Annotated in this window: 20 protein-coding genes; 11 read left to right on the top strand and 9 right to left on the bottom strand. The window is 68.4% G+C overall.

Translation table 11 applies throughout. The features are described 5' to 3' along the window. The first annotated feature begins 152 nt into the window (after positions 1-152). Complete coding sequence (locus AC5RVV_RS12295) at positions 153-1,592, top strand: glycosyltransferase family 2 protein (RefSeq protein ID WP_494001669.1); 1,440 nt, start codon at positions 153-155, stop codon at positions 1,590-1,592. Continuing rightward, positions 1,538-1,900, top strand: a complete 363-nt coding sequence (locus AC5RVV_RS12290) for a hypothetical protein (RefSeq protein WP_494001668.1) — start codon at positions 1,538-1,540, stop codon at positions 1,898-1,900. Before AC5RVV_RS12295 ends, AC5RVV_RS12290 begins: the two co-directional genes overlap by 55 nt. On the opposite strand, the gene AC5RVV_RS12285 is transcribed toward AC5RVV_RS12290, so the two are convergent. Beyond that, positions 1,897-3,006, bottom strand: a complete 1,110-nt coding sequence (locus AC5RVV_RS12285) for a copper resistance D family protein (protein ID WP_494001667.1) — start codon at positions 3,004-3,006, stop codon at positions 1,897-1,899. The two genes, AC5RVV_RS12290 and AC5RVV_RS12285, sit on opposite strands and share 4 nt — an antisense overlap. 144 nt (positions 3,007-3,150) lie before the next feature. Here AC5RVV_RS12285 and AC5RVV_RS12280 point away from each other — a divergent pair, with 144 nt between their 5' ends. Beyond that, positions 3,151-4,218: an enoyl-CoA hydratase/isomerase family protein gene (locus AC5RVV_RS12280; RefSeq protein ID WP_494001666.1), complete on the top strand. Its 1,068-nt coding sequence runs from the start codon at positions 3,151-3,153 to the stop codon at positions 4,216-4,218. Positions 4,219-4,268: 50 nt separating this feature from the next. On the opposite strand, the gene AC5RVV_RS12275 is transcribed toward AC5RVV_RS12280, so the two are convergent. The 4 genes from AC5RVV_RS12275 to AC5RVV_RS12260 all read right to left on the bottom strand — a co-directional run bounded on the left by AC5RVV_RS12275 (position 4,269) and on the right by AC5RVV_RS12260 (position 8,508). Then, entirely contained in the window at positions 4,269-5,072 is an 804-nt protein-coding gene (locus AC5RVV_RS12275) for an ABC transporter permease (RefSeq protein ID WP_494001665.1), read from the bottom strand. A gap of 11 nt (positions 5,073-5,083) precedes the next feature. Beyond that, complete coding sequence (locus AC5RVV_RS12270) at positions 5,084-6,013, bottom strand: ABC transporter permease (protein ID WP_494001664.1); 930 nt, start codon at positions 6,011-6,013, stop codon at positions 5,084-5,086. A 181-nt stretch (positions 6,014-6,194) separates the two neighbouring features. Next, positions 6,195-7,394, bottom strand: coding sequence for an ABC transporter substrate-binding protein (locus AC5RVV_RS12265; protein ID WP_494001663.1), 1,200 nt, complete (start codon positions 7,392-7,394; stop codon positions 6,195-6,197). Between the two features lie 46 nt (positions 7,395-7,440). Then, a complete protein-coding gene (locus tag AC5RVV_RS12260) occupies positions 7,441-8,508 on the bottom strand; it encodes an ABC transporter ATP-binding protein (protein ID WP_494001662.1) in 1,068 nt (355 codons plus the stop codon). Between the two features lie 186 nt (positions 8,509-8,694). On the opposite strand from AC5RVV_RS12260, the gene AC5RVV_RS12255 reads away from it, so the two are divergent. Together AC5RVV_RS12255 and AC5RVV_RS12250 are read left to right on the top strand one after the other, a co-directional pair. Further along, entirely contained in the window at positions 8,695-9,480 is a 786-nt protein-coding gene (locus AC5RVV_RS12255) for a winged helix-turn-helix domain-containing protein (protein ID WP_494001661.1), read from the top strand. Further along, a complete protein-coding gene (locus AC5RVV_RS12250) occupies positions 9,477-10,283 on the top strand; it encodes a cache domain-containing protein (RefSeq protein ID WP_494001660.1) in 807 nt (268 codons plus the stop codon). The genes AC5RVV_RS12255 and AC5RVV_RS12250 overlap by 4 nt, the downstream gene beginning before the upstream one ends. Positions 10,284-10,358: 75 nt before the next feature. Here the strand turns inward: AC5RVV_RS12250 and AC5RVV_RS12245 are convergent, their stop codons facing one another. The 3 genes from AC5RVV_RS12245 to AC5RVV_RS12235 all read right to left on the bottom strand — a co-directional run bounded on the left by AC5RVV_RS12245 (position 10,359) and on the right by AC5RVV_RS12235 (position 13,004). Continuing rightward, positions 10,359-10,823, bottom strand: coding sequence for a hypothetical protein (locus tag AC5RVV_RS12245; RefSeq protein WP_494001659.1), 465 nt, complete (start codon positions 10,821-10,823; stop codon positions 10,359-10,361). Then, positions 10,807-12,423: an SDR family oxidoreductase gene (locus tag AC5RVV_RS12240; protein ID WP_494001658.1), complete on the bottom strand. Its 1,617-nt coding sequence runs from the start codon at positions 12,421-12,423 to the stop codon at positions 10,807-10,809. The genes AC5RVV_RS12245 and AC5RVV_RS12240 overlap by 17 nt, the downstream gene beginning before the upstream one ends. A 65-nt stretch (positions 12,424-12,488) precedes the next feature. Then, positions 12,489-13,004, bottom strand: coding sequence for a DUF6328 family protein (locus AC5RVV_RS12235; RefSeq protein ID WP_494001657.1), 516 nt, complete (start codon positions 13,002-13,004; stop codon positions 12,489-12,491). Between the two features lie 189 nt (positions 13,005-13,193). Between AC5RVV_RS12235 and AC5RVV_RS12230 the strand changes: the two genes are divergently transcribed. The 6 genes from AC5RVV_RS12230 (at position 13,194) to AC5RVV_RS12205 (ending at position 17,792) form a co-directional block, all read left to right on the top strand. Next, on the top strand, positions 13,194-14,015 hold the full coding sequence (locus AC5RVV_RS12230; protein ID WP_494001656.1) for a DUF4397 domain-containing protein: 822 nt from the start codon (positions 13,194-13,196) through the stop codon (positions 14,013-14,015). A 113-nt stretch (positions 14,016-14,128) separates the two neighbouring features. After that, entirely contained in the window at positions 14,129-14,824 is a 696-nt protein-coding gene (locus AC5RVV_RS12225; RefSeq protein WP_494001655.1) for a class F sortase, read from the top strand. A gap of 64 nt (positions 14,825-14,888) precedes the next feature. Beyond that, positions 14,889-15,461, top strand: coding sequence for an RNA polymerase sigma factor (locus AC5RVV_RS12220; RefSeq protein WP_494001654.1), 573 nt, complete (start codon positions 14,889-14,891; stop codon positions 15,459-15,461). Then, entirely contained in the window at positions 15,448-16,236 is a 789-nt protein-coding gene (locus tag AC5RVV_RS12215; protein ID WP_494001653.1) for an anti-sigma factor, read from the top strand. Before AC5RVV_RS12220 ends, AC5RVV_RS12215 begins: the two co-directional genes overlap by 14 nt. Positions 16,237-16,305: 69 nt before the next feature. After that, positions 16,306-17,106: a TspO-related membrane protein gene (locus AC5RVV_RS12210; protein WP_494001652.1), complete on the top strand. Its 801-nt coding sequence runs from the start codon at positions 16,306-16,308 to the stop codon at positions 17,104-17,106. 125 nt (positions 17,107-17,231) lie between these two features. Next, the gene (locus tag AC5RVV_RS12205) at positions 17,232-17,792 is read left to right on the top strand and encodes a Dps family protein (RefSeq protein ID WP_494001651.1); all 561 of its coding nucleotides are present in this window, start codon (positions 17,232-17,234) and stop codon (positions 17,790-17,792) included. A gap of 160 nt (positions 17,793-17,952) precedes the next feature. On the opposite strand, the gene AC5RVV_RS12200 is transcribed toward AC5RVV_RS12205, so the two are convergent. Beyond that, entirely contained in the window at positions 17,953-18,771 is an 819-nt protein-coding gene (locus AC5RVV_RS12200; RefSeq protein WP_494001650.1) for a CPBP family intramembrane glutamic endopeptidase, read from the bottom strand. Positions 18,772-18,809: the final 38 nt, after the last annotated feature.

Raw genomic sequence — 18,809 nt, 5'->3', positions numbered from 1 at the left:
CGACGGTGGCGGCTTGGGGGTGCTCCGACGTGTTCAAGCCGCCACCACGGGTCACATAACAACCTGAGCAAACGCAGCGGATAACCCTGCAGGCCCCAAACCGGTACCCGCTAGTCTTCAGCTGAGACGTTCATTCCAGCAGGAGCGGGTGTATGGAGCGGGGGCGGTTCAAACGGGGAGTCGGCGCGGTCATTGGGGTGACTGCCGCGGGCGCGGCGACGGGGCTTTGGTCCGCCGTTGCCGCAAACGATCGGGAAGCGCCCGCTTCCCCCTCCGAAGGCGTTATTTTCGGGCTTTGGAGCTTCCTCTACGACACGCAGGCTCCTCCCGCGCGGGTGATTCTGGCGGCCGCTGCCCTGGCGCTTCTGCTTGTGACCGGCATAGCGCTGCTCGAGCGGCTCGTGTCGACCAGATCGCGCCGCTCCATCGACCACCGGGCAACTCCCCTGGCTCCGAGGCTGGTGATGGCCGCAACCCGCGGTGTCTACGCAGGCCCAGTCACGGTGACCGTGTTGATTCCGGCCCACAATGAGGAGGCTTCCCTCCCCGAAACCATCGCTTCCCTGCTGGCCCAGTCGCACAAGCCGGAACGAGTCATCGTTGTCGCCGATAACTGCACCGACTCCACCGTCCGACTTGCCGCCGAAGCCGGGGTCGAAGTCTTCGAAACAGTGGACAACACGCAAAAGAAGGCCGGAGCGCTGAACCAGGCGCTCAAGATGCTGCTGCCGGGACAAGGCGACAACGACGTCGTCATGGTGATGGACGCCGACACGAGACTCGATGACGGCTTTCTGGCGGCCGCGGTCCAACGCTTCACAGACGACCGCGCGCTGATGGCTGTGGGCGGGTTGTTTAACGGGGAGGAAGGGCACGGGCTGCTTGGCCAGTTCCAACGCAACGAGTACATCCGTTATGCCCGTGAGATGCGCCGCCGCCGCGGCCGGGTGTTCGTGCTCACCGGCACCGCCTCCCTCTTTCGTCCCGCTGCGCTGCGCGCGGCGGCACTGCAGCGCGGACGGTCGATTCCAGGGGAGCCAGGTGACGTCTATGACACGGCGTCACTGACGGAAGACAACGAACTAACCATCGCGCTGAAGTCTCTCGGCGCCCTGACGATCTCCCCGGCGCAGTGCACGGTCGTCACCGAACTGATGCCCACTTGGCGCACCTTGTGGGCGCAGCGCCTGCGCTGGCAGCGCGGTGCCCTGGAGAACATCGGCGCCTACGGCGTTACCCCACAGACGCTTCGTTACTGGGCCCAGCAACTGGGCATCGGCTACGGCGTCATTGCCCTGGGCTCCTACCTGCTGCTCATCGCGCTGATGGTGCTCTCACTTGATGATTGGATCTTGTTTCCATTCTGGCTCGGGATGGGTGCCCTGTTCGCCGTGGAACGGACGGCCACGGTGTGGAAGGGCGGCTGGCGGGCACGCCTGCTAGCACTCACGCTGTTGCCCGAACTGTTCTTCGACATGTTTTTAAACATCGTCTACGTCAAAGGAATCATCGACATATCCCTGGGCCGGAAGGCCACATGGAAGCACGTCACGCGCCGCGGCCCGGCAGCAGCAAGGGCGGCCCGGTCATGACCGGCGCCTACTTCATACTGCCCGCCGGAATCCTGCTTCCCGAACCGATCCTGCACTCCGAACTGTTTGCGGTCCTAGCGGCCTTCGTTGCCATAAACACCGTCATGTATGCCGCGCTGGCCGTGACCAAGATTCTACCCAAGGTCTACCCCGCCGACTGGATGCGCAGAACCAACCAGCGCTCCGAGACGCGCAGCATCCACCCTGACACGCGCCGGGGGCACGCTCGTTCCGGCGGACGCCGAGCTGACGGAATGGCTGTCCCTGCCCCGCCCGTCGTGGACATGCCACGCCGCGGAACCAGCTAGGGCAGAGGTGTCCGGGCCAGCGCTATCGCCAGGCCGTAGGCCGCCGCCATCACCATGAGCTCGGCGGCCGCCAGCTTCAGGAACGGCCGCAGCGGCGCGGGTCCGGCCGGCAGCCCGGGATCCGCCCTGGCCGGGAGGCCGGCGGGAGCACGTTCCCGGGCAGCAAAGGCGCGCAGCGTCGTGCGGCGATGCAGCCAGCCGCACACAATCAACAGCGCGAACGCCGCCGCCTTGCCCAACACCAGGAACCCGTAGCCGGAGACCAACGCGGCCGGGGCCTGAACCTGGAGCACGGCATTGACCAGGCCGCTGGCAGCCACCGCCGTGGCGCAGGCCAGCGCCAGCGTGCTGTAGCGCCGCACGGTCCGCAGGAAGTCGTCAGGTGCCCGCAGCGCCAGGTACGCCACGCCCGCCAACCCGCCCGCCCAGAGGCCCGCGGCGGATACATGAAGGCCCAGGCTGGCAACCGCCAGGAAGTGTTCGTCGTGGCTGGAGGCGTGGCCTGCCAGCGGCGGCATGGCGAGGGCTGCCACCAGAAGAATCAGGGCCAGACCCGCGCCGGTCGCCGTGCGCGAGAACCGCGCGGTCGCCGCCGCCACGACCGTCAGTACCATCTGGAAGAGCAGGACCCGGCCGGGCCTGACCTCCAAGACCACCCGCATCTGCTCCGCGGGGTCCAGTTGGGTGACGGGCACGCCGAGCAGTTCGCTCCCGGTAAACCACAAGCGGACCAACACGGCGGGCACAGCGGCGGCTCCTAGCGCGGCCGCCACGACGGCCAGCCTTCGGCCGGCAGCCGACAGCTCTTGGCTTCCCGCGGGGAGGGCAAGCAGCGCCGCGCAGGCGAAGCCGACAGCCAGGACCATACCGACGGTGGCCAGCAGCGCGGCCGCCGGAAGCCCCCAAGCGGTCGCTGCTCCCGCCGAGGGCAGACCCGGCAGGGGCGGCGGCACCGCGCCTCCCGCGGCGAGTCCCAGGACCATCAGGCCGGCCCCCAGCAGCAGGCAGCAACCCGCAACAGCCCAGACCGGCAGCCGGCGCAGTGGTGGCGGTCCTGGAGGCCCGGATGCTGGCTGCGTGCCCGGTTCCGCGTCGGGATGGGTCATTTGTGCAGGATAGGGCTCGCACCCCGCGGCGTCGAGAGGCTGCGGGCCGCCGGTCGCCGTCAACCGTTGTCGCCTCCTATGCGACGACGGCGGCCGCCCGACGCCCGCTGACGCGGCGGCCGCCGCCGGGTAGGCTGTGCTGCGATGAATACCAACGAGATACTGCTGCAACGCAACGGCCGCCTGGGCCACATCGTCCTGAACCGCCCGAAGGCCATCAACGCCCTCAACGACTCGATGATCACGTCGATCACGGCGGCCCTCCGCGAGTGGGCCGAGGACGACGCCGTCGAGACCGTCCTGATTTCCGGCGCCGGTGAACGGGGACTGTGCGCCGGCGGCGACATCGTGGCCATCTACCGGCACATGAAGGACGGCGGCGACCAGCTCTTCTGGGAAGACGAGTACCGGATGAACTCGCTAATCTCCCGCTACCCGAAGCCGATCGTCGCGTTCATGGACGGCGTGGTGCTCGGCGGCGGCGTCGGAGTGTCGGCACACGCCTCCTACCGGGTGGTGACCGAGCGGACCAAGATCGGCATGCCGGAGACCCGGATCGGGTTCATTCCCGACGTCGGGGGCTGCTTCCTGTACTCGCGGGCACCGGGGGAGCTCGGCACCCACCTCGCGCTGACCGCGGGCACCGGGACCGGAGCCGACGCCATCGTGATGGGCTTGGCCGACTACTTCGTGGACAGCGCGGAGCTCCCGGCCCTGGCGGCAGCGCTCGCCGAAGCCCCGGCCATCGAAGCCATGGCGGCCTTCTCCCACACGGACGTCCCGGCGTCGGACCTGGAAAAGGAACGCCACTGGATCGACGAGTGCTACGCCTACGACGACGCCGAGCAGATCCTCGCCGCCCTGCGTCACTCGCCGGTCCCGGCCGCGCGCGCCGCCGCCGAGGAGATCGCCCTGAAATCGCCCACCGCCGTGAAGCTCGCGCTCGAGGCACTCCGCCGGGCGGGCAGGATGGACACGCTGGAGGAGGTGCTCGACCAGGACTACCGCCTGGGCATCCGGCTGGTCGCCGCTCCGGACTTCGCCGAGGGCGTCCGCGCCCAGGTGATAGACAAGGACCGCAATCCGCGCTGGAACCCGGCCACGCTCGCGGAGGTGGACCGTGCCGCCGTCGAGTCCTACTTCGCGGACCTCGGTGAGGACGAACTGGGCCTGGCCGCATCCGTTGCGGCACAACCGGCCGCGGGCAGCTAGACGAACGGCGCGGGCCCCGGAAACCGGGAACCCGCGCCGTCGAGCCTTTACTACTTCTTGTCGTCTCCGGTCATCCGCTGGCTCAGGTAGACCGGGATCATCGACACGATGATCAGCACGGCAGCGATCACGTTAACCACCGGCGCCTGGTTGGGCCGGGCCATGTTGTTGAAGATCCAGATGGGCAGGGTCTCGGTTCCGGGCGGGGCCGTGAAGGTGGTCACCACGATCTCGTCGAAGCTCAACGCGAAGGCCAGGAGGCCGCCGGCTACGAACGCCGAGCGGAAACCCGGGAACGTGACCTGGAAGAAGGTCTTGACCACGTTGGCGCCCATGTCCATGGCGGCCTCTTCCAGGCCCTTGTTCATCCGGCCCAGCCTGGCCTGCACGTTGTTGAACACCATCACGATGCAGAACGTCGCGTGGCCCACGATCACCGAGAACAGCCCGAGGCCGATGCCCAGCGGTTCCAGCACCGTCTTGAACGTGTTGTTCAGCGCCACGCCGGTGACAATGCCCGGCAGCGCGATGGGCAGCACCACCAGCAGGTTGACCGTATTCTTCCCGAAGAAGTCGTACCGGGAGAGCGCGAACGCGATCATGCTGCCCAGCAGCAGCGCAATTATGGTGGCTACCGTGGCCACACGCAGCGAGGTCCAGAGCGCCTCCCGCACGCCCTCGTTGCGGAAGGCGGCCTCCCACCAGCGGGTGGTGAATTCGGTGATGGGAAACGCGCCGGAGGTGGTGGCGTTGAAGGAGTTGACGATCACCAGTAGCAGCGGCAGGTAGATGGCGGCCATCACCAGCCCGGCGAACAGGCGCAGGGTGACCTTGGCGGAAGAGGAGAGTCTCATCGGTGAAGTTCCTAAAGCTGCTTGAGGGCGCCGGACTTGCGGGCCAGGAAGAGGTACAGGACAACCACCAGGATGGGCACAGTGCCGAACGCGGCGGCCAACGGCGGATTGAGGTTGATGTTGGAGGCGATCACCGTGCCGATCACCTGCGTTTTCCCGCCGACGAACTGCGCCGCGATGTAGTCGCCCAGGCTCAGCGAGAAGGTGAAGATGGACCCGGCAATGAACGCCGGCTTCAACAGCGGGACTGCCACCGTGCGCACTGTGGACCAAGCCTTCGCGCCCAAATCGGAGGAAGCGTCGAACAGGTTGTCCGGGATCTGGCGGAAGGCCGAGTACACCGGCACCGCCATGTACGGGAACCACAGGTAAGCCAGCGTGACCACCAGCGCCGCGGTGCCGTAGCCCGGCCCGGTCATGCCCAGCGGGGCCAGCAGCCAGTCCAGCGGGCCGCCGCTGGAGAACGTGATGCGCCAGGAGAACACCTTCACCAGGTAGCCGGCCCACAGCGGCAGCGTGATGCCGATGGCCAGAACCGCGCGCATCCGCGGCGAGGCGACCTTGGCCATGTACAGTCCCAGCGGCAGCGCCAACGCGGCGCACAGCACGGTCACGGCCAGCGCGATGCCGATGGTCCGCAGCGCGGTGAGCTGGTAGGCCGGCACGGTGAGGATCTCCACGAAGTTCTCCACGGTGAACGCGGGGATCACCTTGGAGGTGAAGGAGTCGGTGGTCCAGAAAGCGGTGATGAACAACAGGATCAGCGATCCGATGTACAGCACGCCGAGCCAGGCCAACGGCAGGGTCAGGAGCGCGGTCAGCCGCAGTTTGGGCCGGGCGTAGAGCAGTCGGGAGATCCGGTCGCCCAGTCCGCTGCGCTCGCTGCCCGGCGCCGAGGCGCTGCGGGCTGCGGCCTCCGGTTCGATCGTTGGTGCTGCCATGGTGGTTTCCGGCGGGCCTGCCCGCCGTTCCTCCTTCAGATGCGGTGCTGATCAGGATGCGTGTGCACGGTCGGCGGGGACACCGCCGTCGTGCTGGGGGAATGCCTCCACAGCAGGGGCACGACGGCGGTGCTCACCGCGCGCCGCGCCCCTGCCATGGGGAGGGTGCTGGAGGGAGGGACTAGCCCTTGACCTCGGTCCAGGCCTTGGTCCACTCCTGGTAGTTGGTGCACGTGGCGTCGGTGCGGCCGTCAATGCACTGTTCCACCGGGGTGGTCCACATCCACACCTGCTTGTAGTACTCCTCGTCCGTGGCGTGGTAGGTGGCGCAGTGCTCCTCGTTCTCCTTGGAGCCTTCGCACGCCAGCGCGTTGGCCGGGGCCATGCCGAAGTTCTGGGCCATCTTTGCGTTCACCTCGGCGGAGGAGGCCCAGTCCATCCACTGGTAGGCGCAATTGGGGTTCTTGGACTGCGCGGAGAGCATCCACGTGTCGGACCAGCCGGTGGCGCCTTCCTTCGGCAGCACGGACTCAACCTTCCCGCCGTCGGCCTGGGCGATGTTCACGATGACCTGCCAGCCGGTGCCCAGGGACGCGGTCCCGGAGGAGATGGAGGAGACGGCCTTGAGCGCGTCGTTCCAGTACTCGCCGGCAATGCCGTTCTGGGTTTTGAGCAGTTCCACCGCCGCGGCCAGCTGCTCCTTATCCAGCGCGTAGGGGTTGGTGATCCCCAGGTCCGGCTGGGTGGCCATCAGGTAGAGGGCCGCGTCGGCGATGAAGATCGGCGAATCGTAGGCCATGATCTCGCCGGCGTACTCGCTGTTCGGGTCCCAGGTGGCTTCCCACGAGTCAGGGGCTTCGGGCACCGCCTCGGTGTTGTACATGAGGACGTTGGCGCCGCGGCCGATGGGAACGCCGTAGGTCTTGCCGTTGAGCGTGTCGTAGATCTGGCCCTTCAGGCCGTCCACGATGTGGCCGAAGTTCGGGATCAGGTCGGTGTTGATCGGGGCCACGTCGCCGCCGGCAATGAGGCGCAGCGAGGCATCGCCGGAGGCCGAGACCAGGTCGTACTCGCCGGTGCGCATCAGCTGGACCATCTCGTCGCTGGTGGCGCCGACCTTGCGGTTGACCTTGCACTGGGTCTCTTTTTCGAACTCGGTGACCCAGTCGGCGTCGGGGTTGGTGGAGCCGTCCTCGACGAAGCCGGCCCAGGCGATGATGTTGACTTCGCCCTCGGACTCGCCCACCTCGGTGGCGGCCGGGATGTCAGGGACCTGGATGCCGCCGCCGGCGGACGAGGCGGGAGCGGAGCCCCCGCAGCCGGCCAGGACCAGCGAAAGCGAGGCGAGTGCCGCCAGCGGCAGTGCCTTGGTGATCTTCATGGAGTACCTTTCCTTCAGGGTGCGTAGTGAGGTAGTTGGTGCGGGACTAGACGGTGTAGTTGAAGCGGGAAGACCACTGCAGCCGGACCCGGTCGCCGCGCTGGGCGCCGGAGGCGCGGGCATCGTTCGGCTCCTGGACAATCAGGGTCTGCCCGACGGCGGTGCGCGCCACGTAGCGGGTGGAGGGGCCGGTGTAAATGACCTCCTCGATCACCGCTTCCACGGTGGACAGCCCGGCTGCTTCCGCCGGCTCGTCCAGGCGGCGGATGTGGATGCGCTCCGGCCGGATGCTCAGCAGGGCGTCGGAGCCGGTGAGCTGTTTGGCCAAGGCGCCCTCCACCAGGTTGGTGTTGCCCAGGAAGGAGGCGACGAACCGGCTGCCGGGGCGCTCGTACAGGTCCTCGGGCGTGCCCACCTGCTCCACCACGCCTTCGTTGAAGACGGCGACCCGGTCCGAGAGCGTGAGCGCTTCTTCCTGGTCGTGGGTCACGAAGACGAACGTGATGCCCACCTCGCGCTGGATTTGCTTCAGCTCCACCTGCATCTGTTCGCGCAGCTGCTTGTCCAGCGCGCCGAGGGGCTCGTCCAGCAGCAGCACCTGCGGGCGCAGGACCAGTGCCCGGGCCAGGGCAACACGCTGGCGCTGACCTCCGGAGAGCTGCGAGGGCAGCCGGTCGGCCACCCGGGGCAGGCGGATCATCTCCAGCGCCTCGGTCACCAGCCTGCGGCGCTCGCTCCGGGGCGTCTTGCGCAGCTTGAGCCCGTACTCCACGTTCTGCGCCACGCTCAGGTGCGGAAAGAGCGCGTAGTCCTGGAACACGGTGTTGACGTCGCGCTCGAACGGCGCCTTGCGGGTGACGTCGCGACCGGCCAGATCGATGCGGCCGGAGGTGGGGAGTTCGAAGCCGGCGATCATTCGCAGCACGGTGGTCTTTCCGGAGCCGGAGGGGCCCAGCAAGGAGAAGAACTCGCCCTGGCGGATGTCCAGGTCCAAACCTTTGACGGCGGTGAAGTCGCCGAAGGTCTTCGCGACCTGCTGCAGGGAGATGGCAGGCGTGGCGGAGGCCCCCGTGCTGTCCGGCGCGGTGGTTGCGGAGGTGGCTGTGGCTTGCACGGCTGGGTCCTTTCAAGAGGGCTGATGTGGCGTGGACTACATCGTCTTGCGTTAACATATGAAACCAGAGGTTAAATGTAAAGCGGGTCACATCGTGTAGATTTCTTGTTACGGGCCCGTTCCGGCCGCAGGACGCTCCGCCGCGTCCTGCCGTCCTGCGGGCGGTCCGTCTGGAAGGATCGACGCATGCCCAAGGATTCACCGCCACGCCAGCGCTTGCTCGCCGCGGTCTTCGCCCCGCTGGGCGAGGGCGGCAAGGCGCAGCGCGTGGAGGACCGGATCCTGGAAGGGATTGCCGCGGGTGTGCTGGCCGACGGCGACCGGCTGCCCAGCGAGGCCGAGCTGGCTTCCTCCATGGGCGTGGCTACGGTGACGGCCCGGGAAGCCTTGGTGGGCCTCCGGTCCCGCGGGCTGGTGGCCACCCGGCGGGGCCGCGACGGAGGCACCTTCGTCACCGTCCCCACCGGACGGCGTGCTGAACTGGTCCGCGAGCGCCTGGGCCGGATGAGCCGGGTGGAGCTGCGCGACCTGGCTATCCATTACCGTGCCATTGCGGCGACCGCCGCCGAACTGGCGGCGGATTTTGCCGATCCCGACGACGCCGAAATGCTGCGCCGGATCCTGCATGCTTCCCGTTCAACAGGCACCGGCGGGGCCGTCGTCGGCGATTTCCTGCTGGAGTTGGCAGCCTTGAGCCAGTCGGCGCGGCTGACGCGTGAATTCGTCCGGCTCTATAAGGACTTTGGTCCGTTGTTGTCGGTGCTGCACGAGGACGCAGAGTTCGACGCCACGATGGTGCAGATGTGCGACCGCATTGCCGACGCGGTTGCCGCAGCCGATGCCGCGACGGCGCGCACAACAGTGACCGAACAAATCCAGACCGGATTGGCGGCGCTGATCGATGAACATGCCCGGCTGACCGACCGGCCCGCCGGCCCGACCCCCGCTACCGCCCAAAGGAGGACGGGATGAACTCCATGGCCCAACCGGCATCGGCACGTGCGGCGGATCCGCTCGCCGAGGTCACCGGATTCTTCGAAGACATCCTGGCCGAAGTCAACGCGTGGGTGCCCGCCTTGGCCGGGTTGTTTGAGGATCCGGCCCGGCCGCCGGGCGGCAAGCAGGTGACCGCGACCATGCAGCCGCTGGTCGCTGAGCTGGTGGGGAGGGAGGAATGGCCCGTGGTCGGCGCCGGCTTTGTGGCCGCCGCCCACGCCGTGGCCGACGCTTCCTGGCACATGGCGTGGTGGCAGGGCGAAAGCATGGAGCGGCTGGTCTTGCCCGCCCTGGCATCGGCCTCCGACGCCTACATGCGGCGTGAGTGGTTCACCCGGCCGATGGAGACCGGCCTGCCGCATGTCACCGGACCCTACGTGGACTTCCTCTGCACCGACGAATACACCATGACCATGACGGTCCCGGTCTCGGTGGGGGACCGGCGCGTCGGCGTGGCGGGCGCCGACGTCTTTGTCGAATCGCTGGAACCGCTGCTGCTGCCGGCGCTGAAGAACCTGCACCCGGCCGCGGCCCTGGTCAATCGTGCCGGCCGGGTGGTGGTTTCCGCCGACGCCCAGCTGGCCGCCGGCACGCTGCTGGCGCCGGGTGCCGTCCCGGCGACCGGTCCGGCGACAGGGAGCGCCGGCGATCCGGGAAGCCGAGCCGGTCTGCCCCGCCCCCGGACGGTGCGGCCCCGCGGCGACCGGTACATCGACGTGGAGCTCGCCGTGCTGGACTGCGGCCGGCTGCCGCTGGCGGTTGTGTACCCGGAGGCCTAGCGGCCAGAGAGGCGGCGCACGTCGTGGCTTGAAGGCTGTCCGCTGGAAGCCGGGGCGGAATCGTGCCGGCCGCGATCAGGTGCCGGCGTCCCGCTGGCCCGGGGCGGTTGCCTCGTGGTTTCGGAGCCCGTGGGTTCGCCGGTCCTCTTTCATGGCGGCTTCGAACAGGTGCTTGCGGCCGCCGGCAAGCGTTTCACGTGCCTGCCGCTCCAGCTCCTTGAAGGGGCCGTAGTAGATCTCGTCGTACTCGTCGATGATCTGGAACGTCCAATGTCCCTCGATGACGTTGCGGCCCACGATCTCCCGGTCGACGCGCTCGGCCAGTTGCCGGTGTCCGGCCTTGCGCAGCAGCTCCACCGCCTCGCCCAGCGCCAAGTCGGCCGTACCGGTGAGCCGGTGAAAGCCGTACAGCAGGCCGCGGGCGTGTTCCACCGCTTCCAGCGCCTCCGAGATCTTGCCCAGGGCCTCAAGGGTGGCATCGTCGAGGCCCTCGGGGCGCCGGTACTTTTCGGCGGGCACGTCGTCAGGTCGCTTTGTCATGGTGGGCACTCCTTCCGGTTGTCGCGTCACCGGCAGCCCCGAGTCCGGCGGCCCCCAGCCCGGCAGCGTTGCGTACGGCGGCCGCGTCCGCGGCGGTCGCCTCGCCCCCCACCCCGAGCGCGGATGCCCGGCGGATGATGTTGCGGGCCATGGAGGGGAAGATCAGCCCGTGGAACGGGAGCACCAGCCACCAGTAGAGCTTGCCGGAGAGCCCGGTGGGGAAGTAGATGGCGCGCTGCCGGTAGACGCTGCCGCCGTCCGCGGGGACCACCGACAGTTCCAGCCAGGCCTGGCCCGGCACCTTCATCTCGGCGTGCAGCCGCAGCAGCCGGCGCTCGGGCGCGTCCTCGATGGCCTCCACCCGCCACCAGTCAACGGCGTCGCCCACGCTGAGCCGGTCGGCATGCCGCCGGCCGCGGTTGAGCCCGGCGCCGCCCACCAGTTTGTCCAGCACGCCCCGGATGGCCCAGGCCGCGGGCCACGAGTACCAGCCGCTGTCCCCGCCGATCCCCTGGATCACACGCCAGACGTCTTCGGCGGCGACGGCGGAGCCGCGTTCCCGCGCGTCCACGAAGACGGTGCGGCCCGCCCATTCAGGGTCGCTGGGCAGCGGGTCCGACGGCGGGCTGTTGGAGGCGTTGGTCCAGCTGGTTTCCACCTCGCCGCTGGCCATCTTGCCCAGCGCCAACTGCACCGCGCGGCGGTACCCGGTCAGTCCGCCCTCGGGCGGCGGGATGTAGCGGTCGATGTCGTGTTCCGCGGAGACGGCGTCGTGCTGGAGGGACTGCACCAACGGCACGGCCATGGCGTGCGGGATCGGGGTCGTCAGCGCCACCCACCAGCCGGCCAGCGCGGGAGCCGGAATCGGCAGGGCATAAATCAGCCGCCGCGCCAGCCCGGCCTCGCGCGCGTACCCGTACATCAGTCCCGCGTAGGTGATCCGTTCCCGCGAGCCGATGTCGAAGGTGCGGTTCAGCCCGGCCGGCAGCTCCGGCGCCCGTTCCAGGTAGTGCAGCACATCGCTGATGGCTATCGGCTCCACGGTGCGCCGCACCCAGCTGGGCGCCGGCATGACCGGCAGGTTTTCGGCCAGATGCCGGATCATCTCGAAGGAGGCGGAACCGGAGCCGATCACGACGCCGGCCTGGAAGACCGCCGCCGGCACCTCGCCGTCGAGCAGCGTCCGGCCCACGGCGGCCCGCGAACGCATGTGGCGGGACAGCTCGACGTTCTCCGGATGCAGCCCGCCCAGATAGACGATCCGTTGCGCCCCGGCCGCGGCCGCAGCGGCCGCGACCGTGCGCGCTATCGCCAGTTCGCGCCCTTCAAAGTCGGTCCCGGAGGCCATGGAGTGCACCAGGTAGAACACCGTCTGCACACCGGCGCAGGCCAGCTTGGCGTCGTCGGCGTCGGCGAGGTCCCCGGCAACAATGTCCACGTCGTCGTGCCACGGAACGGCCGCAAGCTTGCCCGGTGAGCGGACCAGGACGCGCACGGCGTAGCCGCGGGCCAGCAGCCGCGGAACCAGCCGCCCGCCAATGTAGCCGGTGGCGCCGGTGACCAGCACCAGCTGCGGCGTCGGTTCCGGTGGAGTGGCCATGACGCCATGCTTCCACCCGCGCCGGGCCGTGTCACGGGGTCAAGGGCCCGGAAAGCGCCGGACGGTCAGTCCCCGGAGCGCGGCTCTGCGTCGCGCAGCCCGCGCTGCAGCAGGTACGGCAGGATCCACAGCAGGAAGAACATTGCCACCAGCACGCCGCCGCCCACCGCCAGGGCAGGGACGTCCCCGGCGATCACGTCCACGATGAACGCCACACAACCGGTGGCCAGCAGCCCGATGCCCAGCACGGCGACCCTCACGATCCGGTGCCCGTGCGCCACGGTCGCGTCTTTGAGGTGCAGCCCGAACAGCTGGCGGTGGATCGCCACCGGCGTGAGGATCACGCCGGTCATTAGCGCCGCGAGCACCAGCAGCGCGATGTACAGGCTCACCTGGTACGGGGCCAGATCGCTGAAGCGGCTCTGGAACGGAAGCGTCATCAGGAACGCGGTGATGATCTGCGCGCCGGTCTGCATCACCCGCAGCTCCTGCAGCAGCTCGTTCCAATTCCGGTCCAGCTTCTCCTCGAAGGTCTCGGTCCGGCCCTTTGAATGTTCGTTAACGCGATCTTCCGTAGCCATAGGAAAAACTTAGCGTCTCCGGCCGCTCTCCACTCAACCGGGGGAAGTACGACGGCGGGGCGCATCCCGAGGGGAGAGACGCCGCCAAAAAAATTTCCATGAAAGTGCATCCAAATACCCCGCCCGGACAGTAGTAGGGGTGTAAGCACCGATCAGCCCGGAGCACCCGGGCCGTTGAAGGAGAACAAAATGCGCAAGAGCATCGTTACGGTTTCAGCCCTGGGGCTTCTGGCACTCGGCGCGGCAAGTCCCGCCCAGGCGGCCGAACAGGAAGCCCAGCTCTCGGTCCTGCACGGCGTCCCCGATTTGACCGTGGACGTGTGGGTGAACGGCGAACGGACGCTGGATGACTTCGCTCCCGGCGACCTGGCCGGTCCGCTGGCACTGCCCGCCGGCGCGTACTCGCTGGCCATCACCGCCTCGGACGCCGAGAACGCCGACAGCCCCGCCATCGGCCCGGTGGATGTGCAACTGGAAGGCGGCGGCAACTACACGGCCGTGGCCAACCTGGACGCCGAGGGCAACCCCACTGCCAACCTTTTTACCAACGACGTCTCCGCCATCGAGCCCGGCAAGGGCAAGCTCACCGTGCGCCACACGGCCGCCGCCCCCGCCGTCGATGTGCTGGCCGGCGGATCCCCGGTGATCCAGGGCCTGTCCAACCCGAACGAACAGACCCTCACCCTCGACCCGGGCACCATCTCCGCGGCGGTGGCCGCGGCAGGCACCACCGAACCGGTGATCGGGCCGGCCGACGTGCCGGTGGCGGAGGGCACCCACACGGTCGTCTATGCCTGGGGCAGCTTGGATGACGGCAACCTGGCTCTTGCGGTGCAGAACATCGAAGGGATGCATTCGGCACCGGGCGCAGTGCCGGGCGGCATGTCGGGCGCGGCGGCGGAGGCCGGCCCGGACTACACCATCGCCGCGGTTGCCGGCGGAGCAGTGGTGCTGCTCCTCGGCACCGGCGCAGTCGCCCGTCGCAGGCAAGCGGTTCGCACCACCGACTAACTGCGACGGGTCCGAAAAGAAGCCGGCGGCGCCAGCCCGGGGCGCCGCCGGCTTCCACCGCTCCGCACCGGCAACCATTGCTTCCGCACCTGCAGTCCCTCGAGGAAAGAATCATGACAACCGTACCGACGACGACGATGGGCACCCGCGCAGGGCTCCTGTGCTGCAGCGTCTTGATCGCCGCTACCGGCTGCGCCGGACCGATGCAGCCGGCCGCGGGCCGGCAACTGGTTCCGGCGGCCTCCCCGGCAGCTGTTGGAAACCCCGCAGGGCCAGGCGAAACCGCGGTCCCGGCGGTCGACAAGATCCCCGACCCCGCCGACATTCCGGTGCGGCTGGCCGCGCCACTGACCGCCGCCAATCAGGAGACGCCGCCCACCCGGCTGCTCGTGGCCGGCACGTCAATCGATGTGAGCGTCGTCGACGTCGGCGTCACAACGGGCAACGCCATGGAGATCCCCGAGTCGGTGGAGCAGGCGGGTTGGTACCGCTACGGTGCCGCGCCGGGCGACCGGACGGGGACCGCGGTCATAGCGGCCCACGTTGACACCTTGGCGGGCCTGGCTCCCTTCTCCGAACTGAGGCAGCTGGAGCAGGGCACCCGCATCACGGTGGAACGGGCTGCCGCCGGTCCCGTGACCTACCGTGTCGCCGAGGTGGCGCTGATGGACAAGGACGATTACGACGGAAACGGCATCTTCCGCCGCGATGGACAACCGCTGCTCAAGCTGGTCACCTGCGGTGGCCAATGGCTGGACGCGCGAGAGGATTACAGCCACAATGTGGTTGTCACGGCAGTTCCCGACTGACTTTTCCGGTCCCGCAACAACTGTTCGCGTGGCGTTTCCTCCGACCAACCGGAAGGACGCAGGCTTGGTACCTCATCCTTTCGAAGCGTGGGACACGAACATCGACGCAGCCTTCGCGGCGGGTGAGGAGGCTGCCATCGCCGATGCCTACCGGCACCTGGCCCCGCTCGTCCACACGCTGGCCTCCAGGGCCCTGCAAGACAAGTCTGCGGCGGACGATATCACCCAGGAAGTATTCATCCGGGCGTGGCGATCGCGGGAAGGATTCGATCCCGCGCTCGGCCGGTTGCCCGCATGGATCGTGGGGATCACCCGCCGCGCCATCGCCGATGCCTATTCCTCCGCCGCCCGCGAGCAGCACAAACTGCGGGCCGTTTCGGCGGTCATGCCCGACCCCGAATTCGCCCGGGACTCCCAGTCGCCGGAGGTCCTCGCAGACCGCCTGCTGCTGGACGATGAGCTGGAACGGCTGGGCGAACCCAAGGGCTCCATCATGCGCCTGGCGTTCTACGAGGATCTGACCCACGAGCAGATTTCCCACCGGCTGGACCTTCCCGTTGGTACCGTCAAGAGCCATATTCATCGCAGTTTGCACCACCTGAGGAGCCGATTGGAGGTCGACCATGCAGCATCTTGAACCGGAACTGATCAGCCTGCTGGCGCTGGACGACACCGTCGGCAACCAATCGGACAGGGACCATCTGCGCCGCTGCAGCCAGTGCGCGGAGGAGTACCAAGCGCTGCGGCGGGCGGTGGAGACGGTGAGGGCCAACCCCGAACCAACCCTGGAGCCGCCCGGCCCGGCGGTGTGGGAAACCATTCACCGGGAACTCGCGCTTTCCCCCGAACTGGCCGCGGACCCATTGCAGGGTCGTACGGAAACAGCGCCGGCCGGGCGCCGGCCGGCCCGGACCGCCTCATCCCGGGGGGTATCTGCCAAGCCCAAGGCTGCCCGGCGCCTCCCCGCCGGGCCTCCGTCCTCCCGGCGCGTGTCCTCCCGGCACCTGCCCGCCTGGCTGGCCGCGGCGGCCGCGGTGGCGATCGTCGCCGCCATCGGCATCTCCTGGGGCGTCACCCGCAACGCCGCCACGCTGGCGCAGGCGCAGTTGGAACCGCTGGAGACATACGCGGCCACCGGAACGGCCCGGGTAGTGGAAGCCAACGGCACCAGGGAACTCGAGATCAGGCTGAGCGAGAACGAGGCGCAGGGATACCAGGAGGTGTGGCTGATAGCACCGGATTTGTCCGCCCTGGTCAGCCTCGGCGTGATGGACTCGGACACCGGCAGGTTCGCCATCCCGGACGGGCTGGACCTGTCGAAGTTCCCCATCGTCGACGTCTCGGACGAACCGCTGGACGGAAACCCGGAGCACTCCAGCGTCAGCATTGTCCGCGGCACCCTCGACACCTAGCCGTCCCCTCCGGTAACGACAGGAAGGTCCCGCAGCGCACCCGAACATCCGTCGACAGCCGGAGGAACCATGCAGCAAACGGAGACGAGGACCGGGCCGGCCGTGCCGATCCTGGTGTTGGCCAGTTCCCTGGCGGCGATCGTTGCCGCCTTTTGGGGCAGCGGGGCGCTCATGGGCACGCCGATCCAGGAGGCGGCAGGGGGTTGGCTGAATGAGGACTCGACGCCGCTGGCCCCGGCCTCGGCCGCCTTCCGCATCTGGTCGCTCATTTACCTGGGCCTGCTGGCCTACGCGGTGTGGCAACTGCTGCCGGCCCAGCGGCAGTCGGAACGACACGCGGCCCTGCGTCCCTGGGCGGTGGCGGCCATGCTCCTGAACGCTGCCTGGATCTGGGTGGTGCAGGCCGGCCTGTTGGTGTTCAGCCTCACGGTGATCGTCGTCCTGCTGGCGGTGCTGGCGCGCATCCTCGTGCTGCTGGTCTGGTCGACGTCCGGCGCGTGGCTGGACACCCTGATCACCGACGGCACGTTCGGGCTGTACCTGGGCTGGGTCACCGTGGCCACGGTCGCCAACACCTCCGCCGTCCTCGCCGCGTCCGGGCTGGACGGCCTGGGGCTGCCGGTCACCTTGCTGTCCTCCATCGTGCTTGCCGTCGCGGCGGCGGTGGGCGTCGGAACCGCCCTGTACAGCCGCGGCCGGCTCGCGCCTGCGCTGGCCACCGCCTGGGGCCTGGCCTGGATCGCCGTCGGGCGCCTGGACGGCGGGCTGGTGGACGAAGGCACCGCGATTGCGGCCGGCATCTGCGCCGCGGTGGTGCTGCTCTCCGCCGTCGTCATACGGTTCATTGCCAGGGGAGCCCCGGGAGATTAGTAAGGGTGCTGAATTTCGCCCTTGGCTGACGGACGCGCCGCCGACGGGACGAAACCGCCGGCCATGGCTAGGTTGGGAATAGCAGCACGCCGACAAGCGGCAGCACCTACACAAGGAGGTTTCTCATGGCGGAAACGAACCGATCGAAGGCAAGCTACACCGTACCGGGGCTCGAACTTGAAGAGGGTGTCAAGGTCGCCGACCTCTTGCAGATGCGGCTTCACGCCCTCAACGACCTGCAGCTGACGCTCAAGCACGCACATTGGAACGTGGTGGGCCGCGACTTCATCGGCGTCCACGAAATGCTGGACCCGCAGATCGAAAAGGTCCGCGCGATGATCGACGAGACCGCCGAGCGCATCGCCACCCTGGGCGTCTCGCCGAACGGCTTGCCCGGCGCCCTGGTCAAGGAGCGCAGCTGGGACGACTACGACATCCACCGAGCCGGGACCGCCGAGCACCTGGCCGCCCTGGACGTCGTGTACAACGGCGTGATCTCCGACCACCGCGAGGCCATCGAAACCGTCGGCGAGATCGATCCGGTCACCGAGGACATGCTGATCGGCCAGACCGCCGAGCTGGAGCTCTTCCAGTGGTTCATGCGCGCACACCTGGAAAACAGCGCCGGTGAACTCGCGACCGAAGGCGCCAGGACCGAAAAGGGCGCGGCCAAGAAGACCAAGTAGGCCGGCGGCGCCCTCCGGCGCGCCTCGCCGCATCCAGGGCCCGGCGGCACCCCGCACAGGGGTGCCGCCGGGCCCCTTTGTGTCCTGCGTGCCGGGGGCCACTTCGCGTCCCACGTGCCGGGGGCCCCTCTGCGTCCTGGTGTGCGCGGGAGCAGCAGGGTCAGTACAGGAAGATCGGCAGCCAGTCGCGGTTGTGCGCGTGCACGAGCGCCAGGAACAACACGAAGTCGAAGATCAGGTGCACGGATACCACGTAGGTGAACGACTTCGTCAGCTTGAACGTGTAGCCCTGCAGCAGCGCGAACGGGAAGGTCAGCAGCGGCCCCCACGCCTGGTAGCCGATCTCCCACAGGAAGGACGAGAACACGACGGCCTGCAGGAGGTTGGCGAGCCAGTCGGGAAAATGCCGGCGCAGCAGTGTGAACGTGGTGCAGATGAAGAACAGTTCGTCCCAGATGCCAACGGCGTTCACGCCGAGAAAGAGCCGCCAGAAGATCGTGGGGTCGGAGGCATCAGGCCAGTTTTGGTAAACGCCCGTGCTGACCAGGTACACCGGCAGGATGAAGTAGCCGAGTGCCACGACGCCGATGAGGTACAGCTTGGCGGACAACGGCCATTTGCGGCCCGTGTTCACCGGAAACCTGATGATCTTCTCCCGGTAGACAAACCTCGACACCAGCCACGGCACCAGGACGGCCAACGCGAGGGCGCCGCCCATCAGGGTCATGTGCCCGAGGCTCAGGTCCGCGTTCAGGGGCACCAGGCTGATGATCAGCATCCCGGCCGCGATCAGCGCAAGATGCCGCGCAAACTCCCGGTCAACCAGCGCCGCCGTGGCCACGCTCAGCGCGAGCAGGCCGTAGCCGAGGGGGCCATTCTCGACGGCAAAAAGCAGCACGCCGGACGCCGAGAGGAGCAGCGCCGGCACCAGTTTCCAGCTCAGCGCGGTCCGGGGCGGTTCGGTCGAGATTGTTGTCACGCCACCAGCATCTCAGCACAGCCCCCGCCGCGGAAACC

This window comes from Arthrobacter sp. MDT2-34-1, assembly GCF_059091365.1.
Note: the sequence above shows the minus strand (reverse complement) of the source record. Positions and strands in the feature narration are given on the sequence as shown.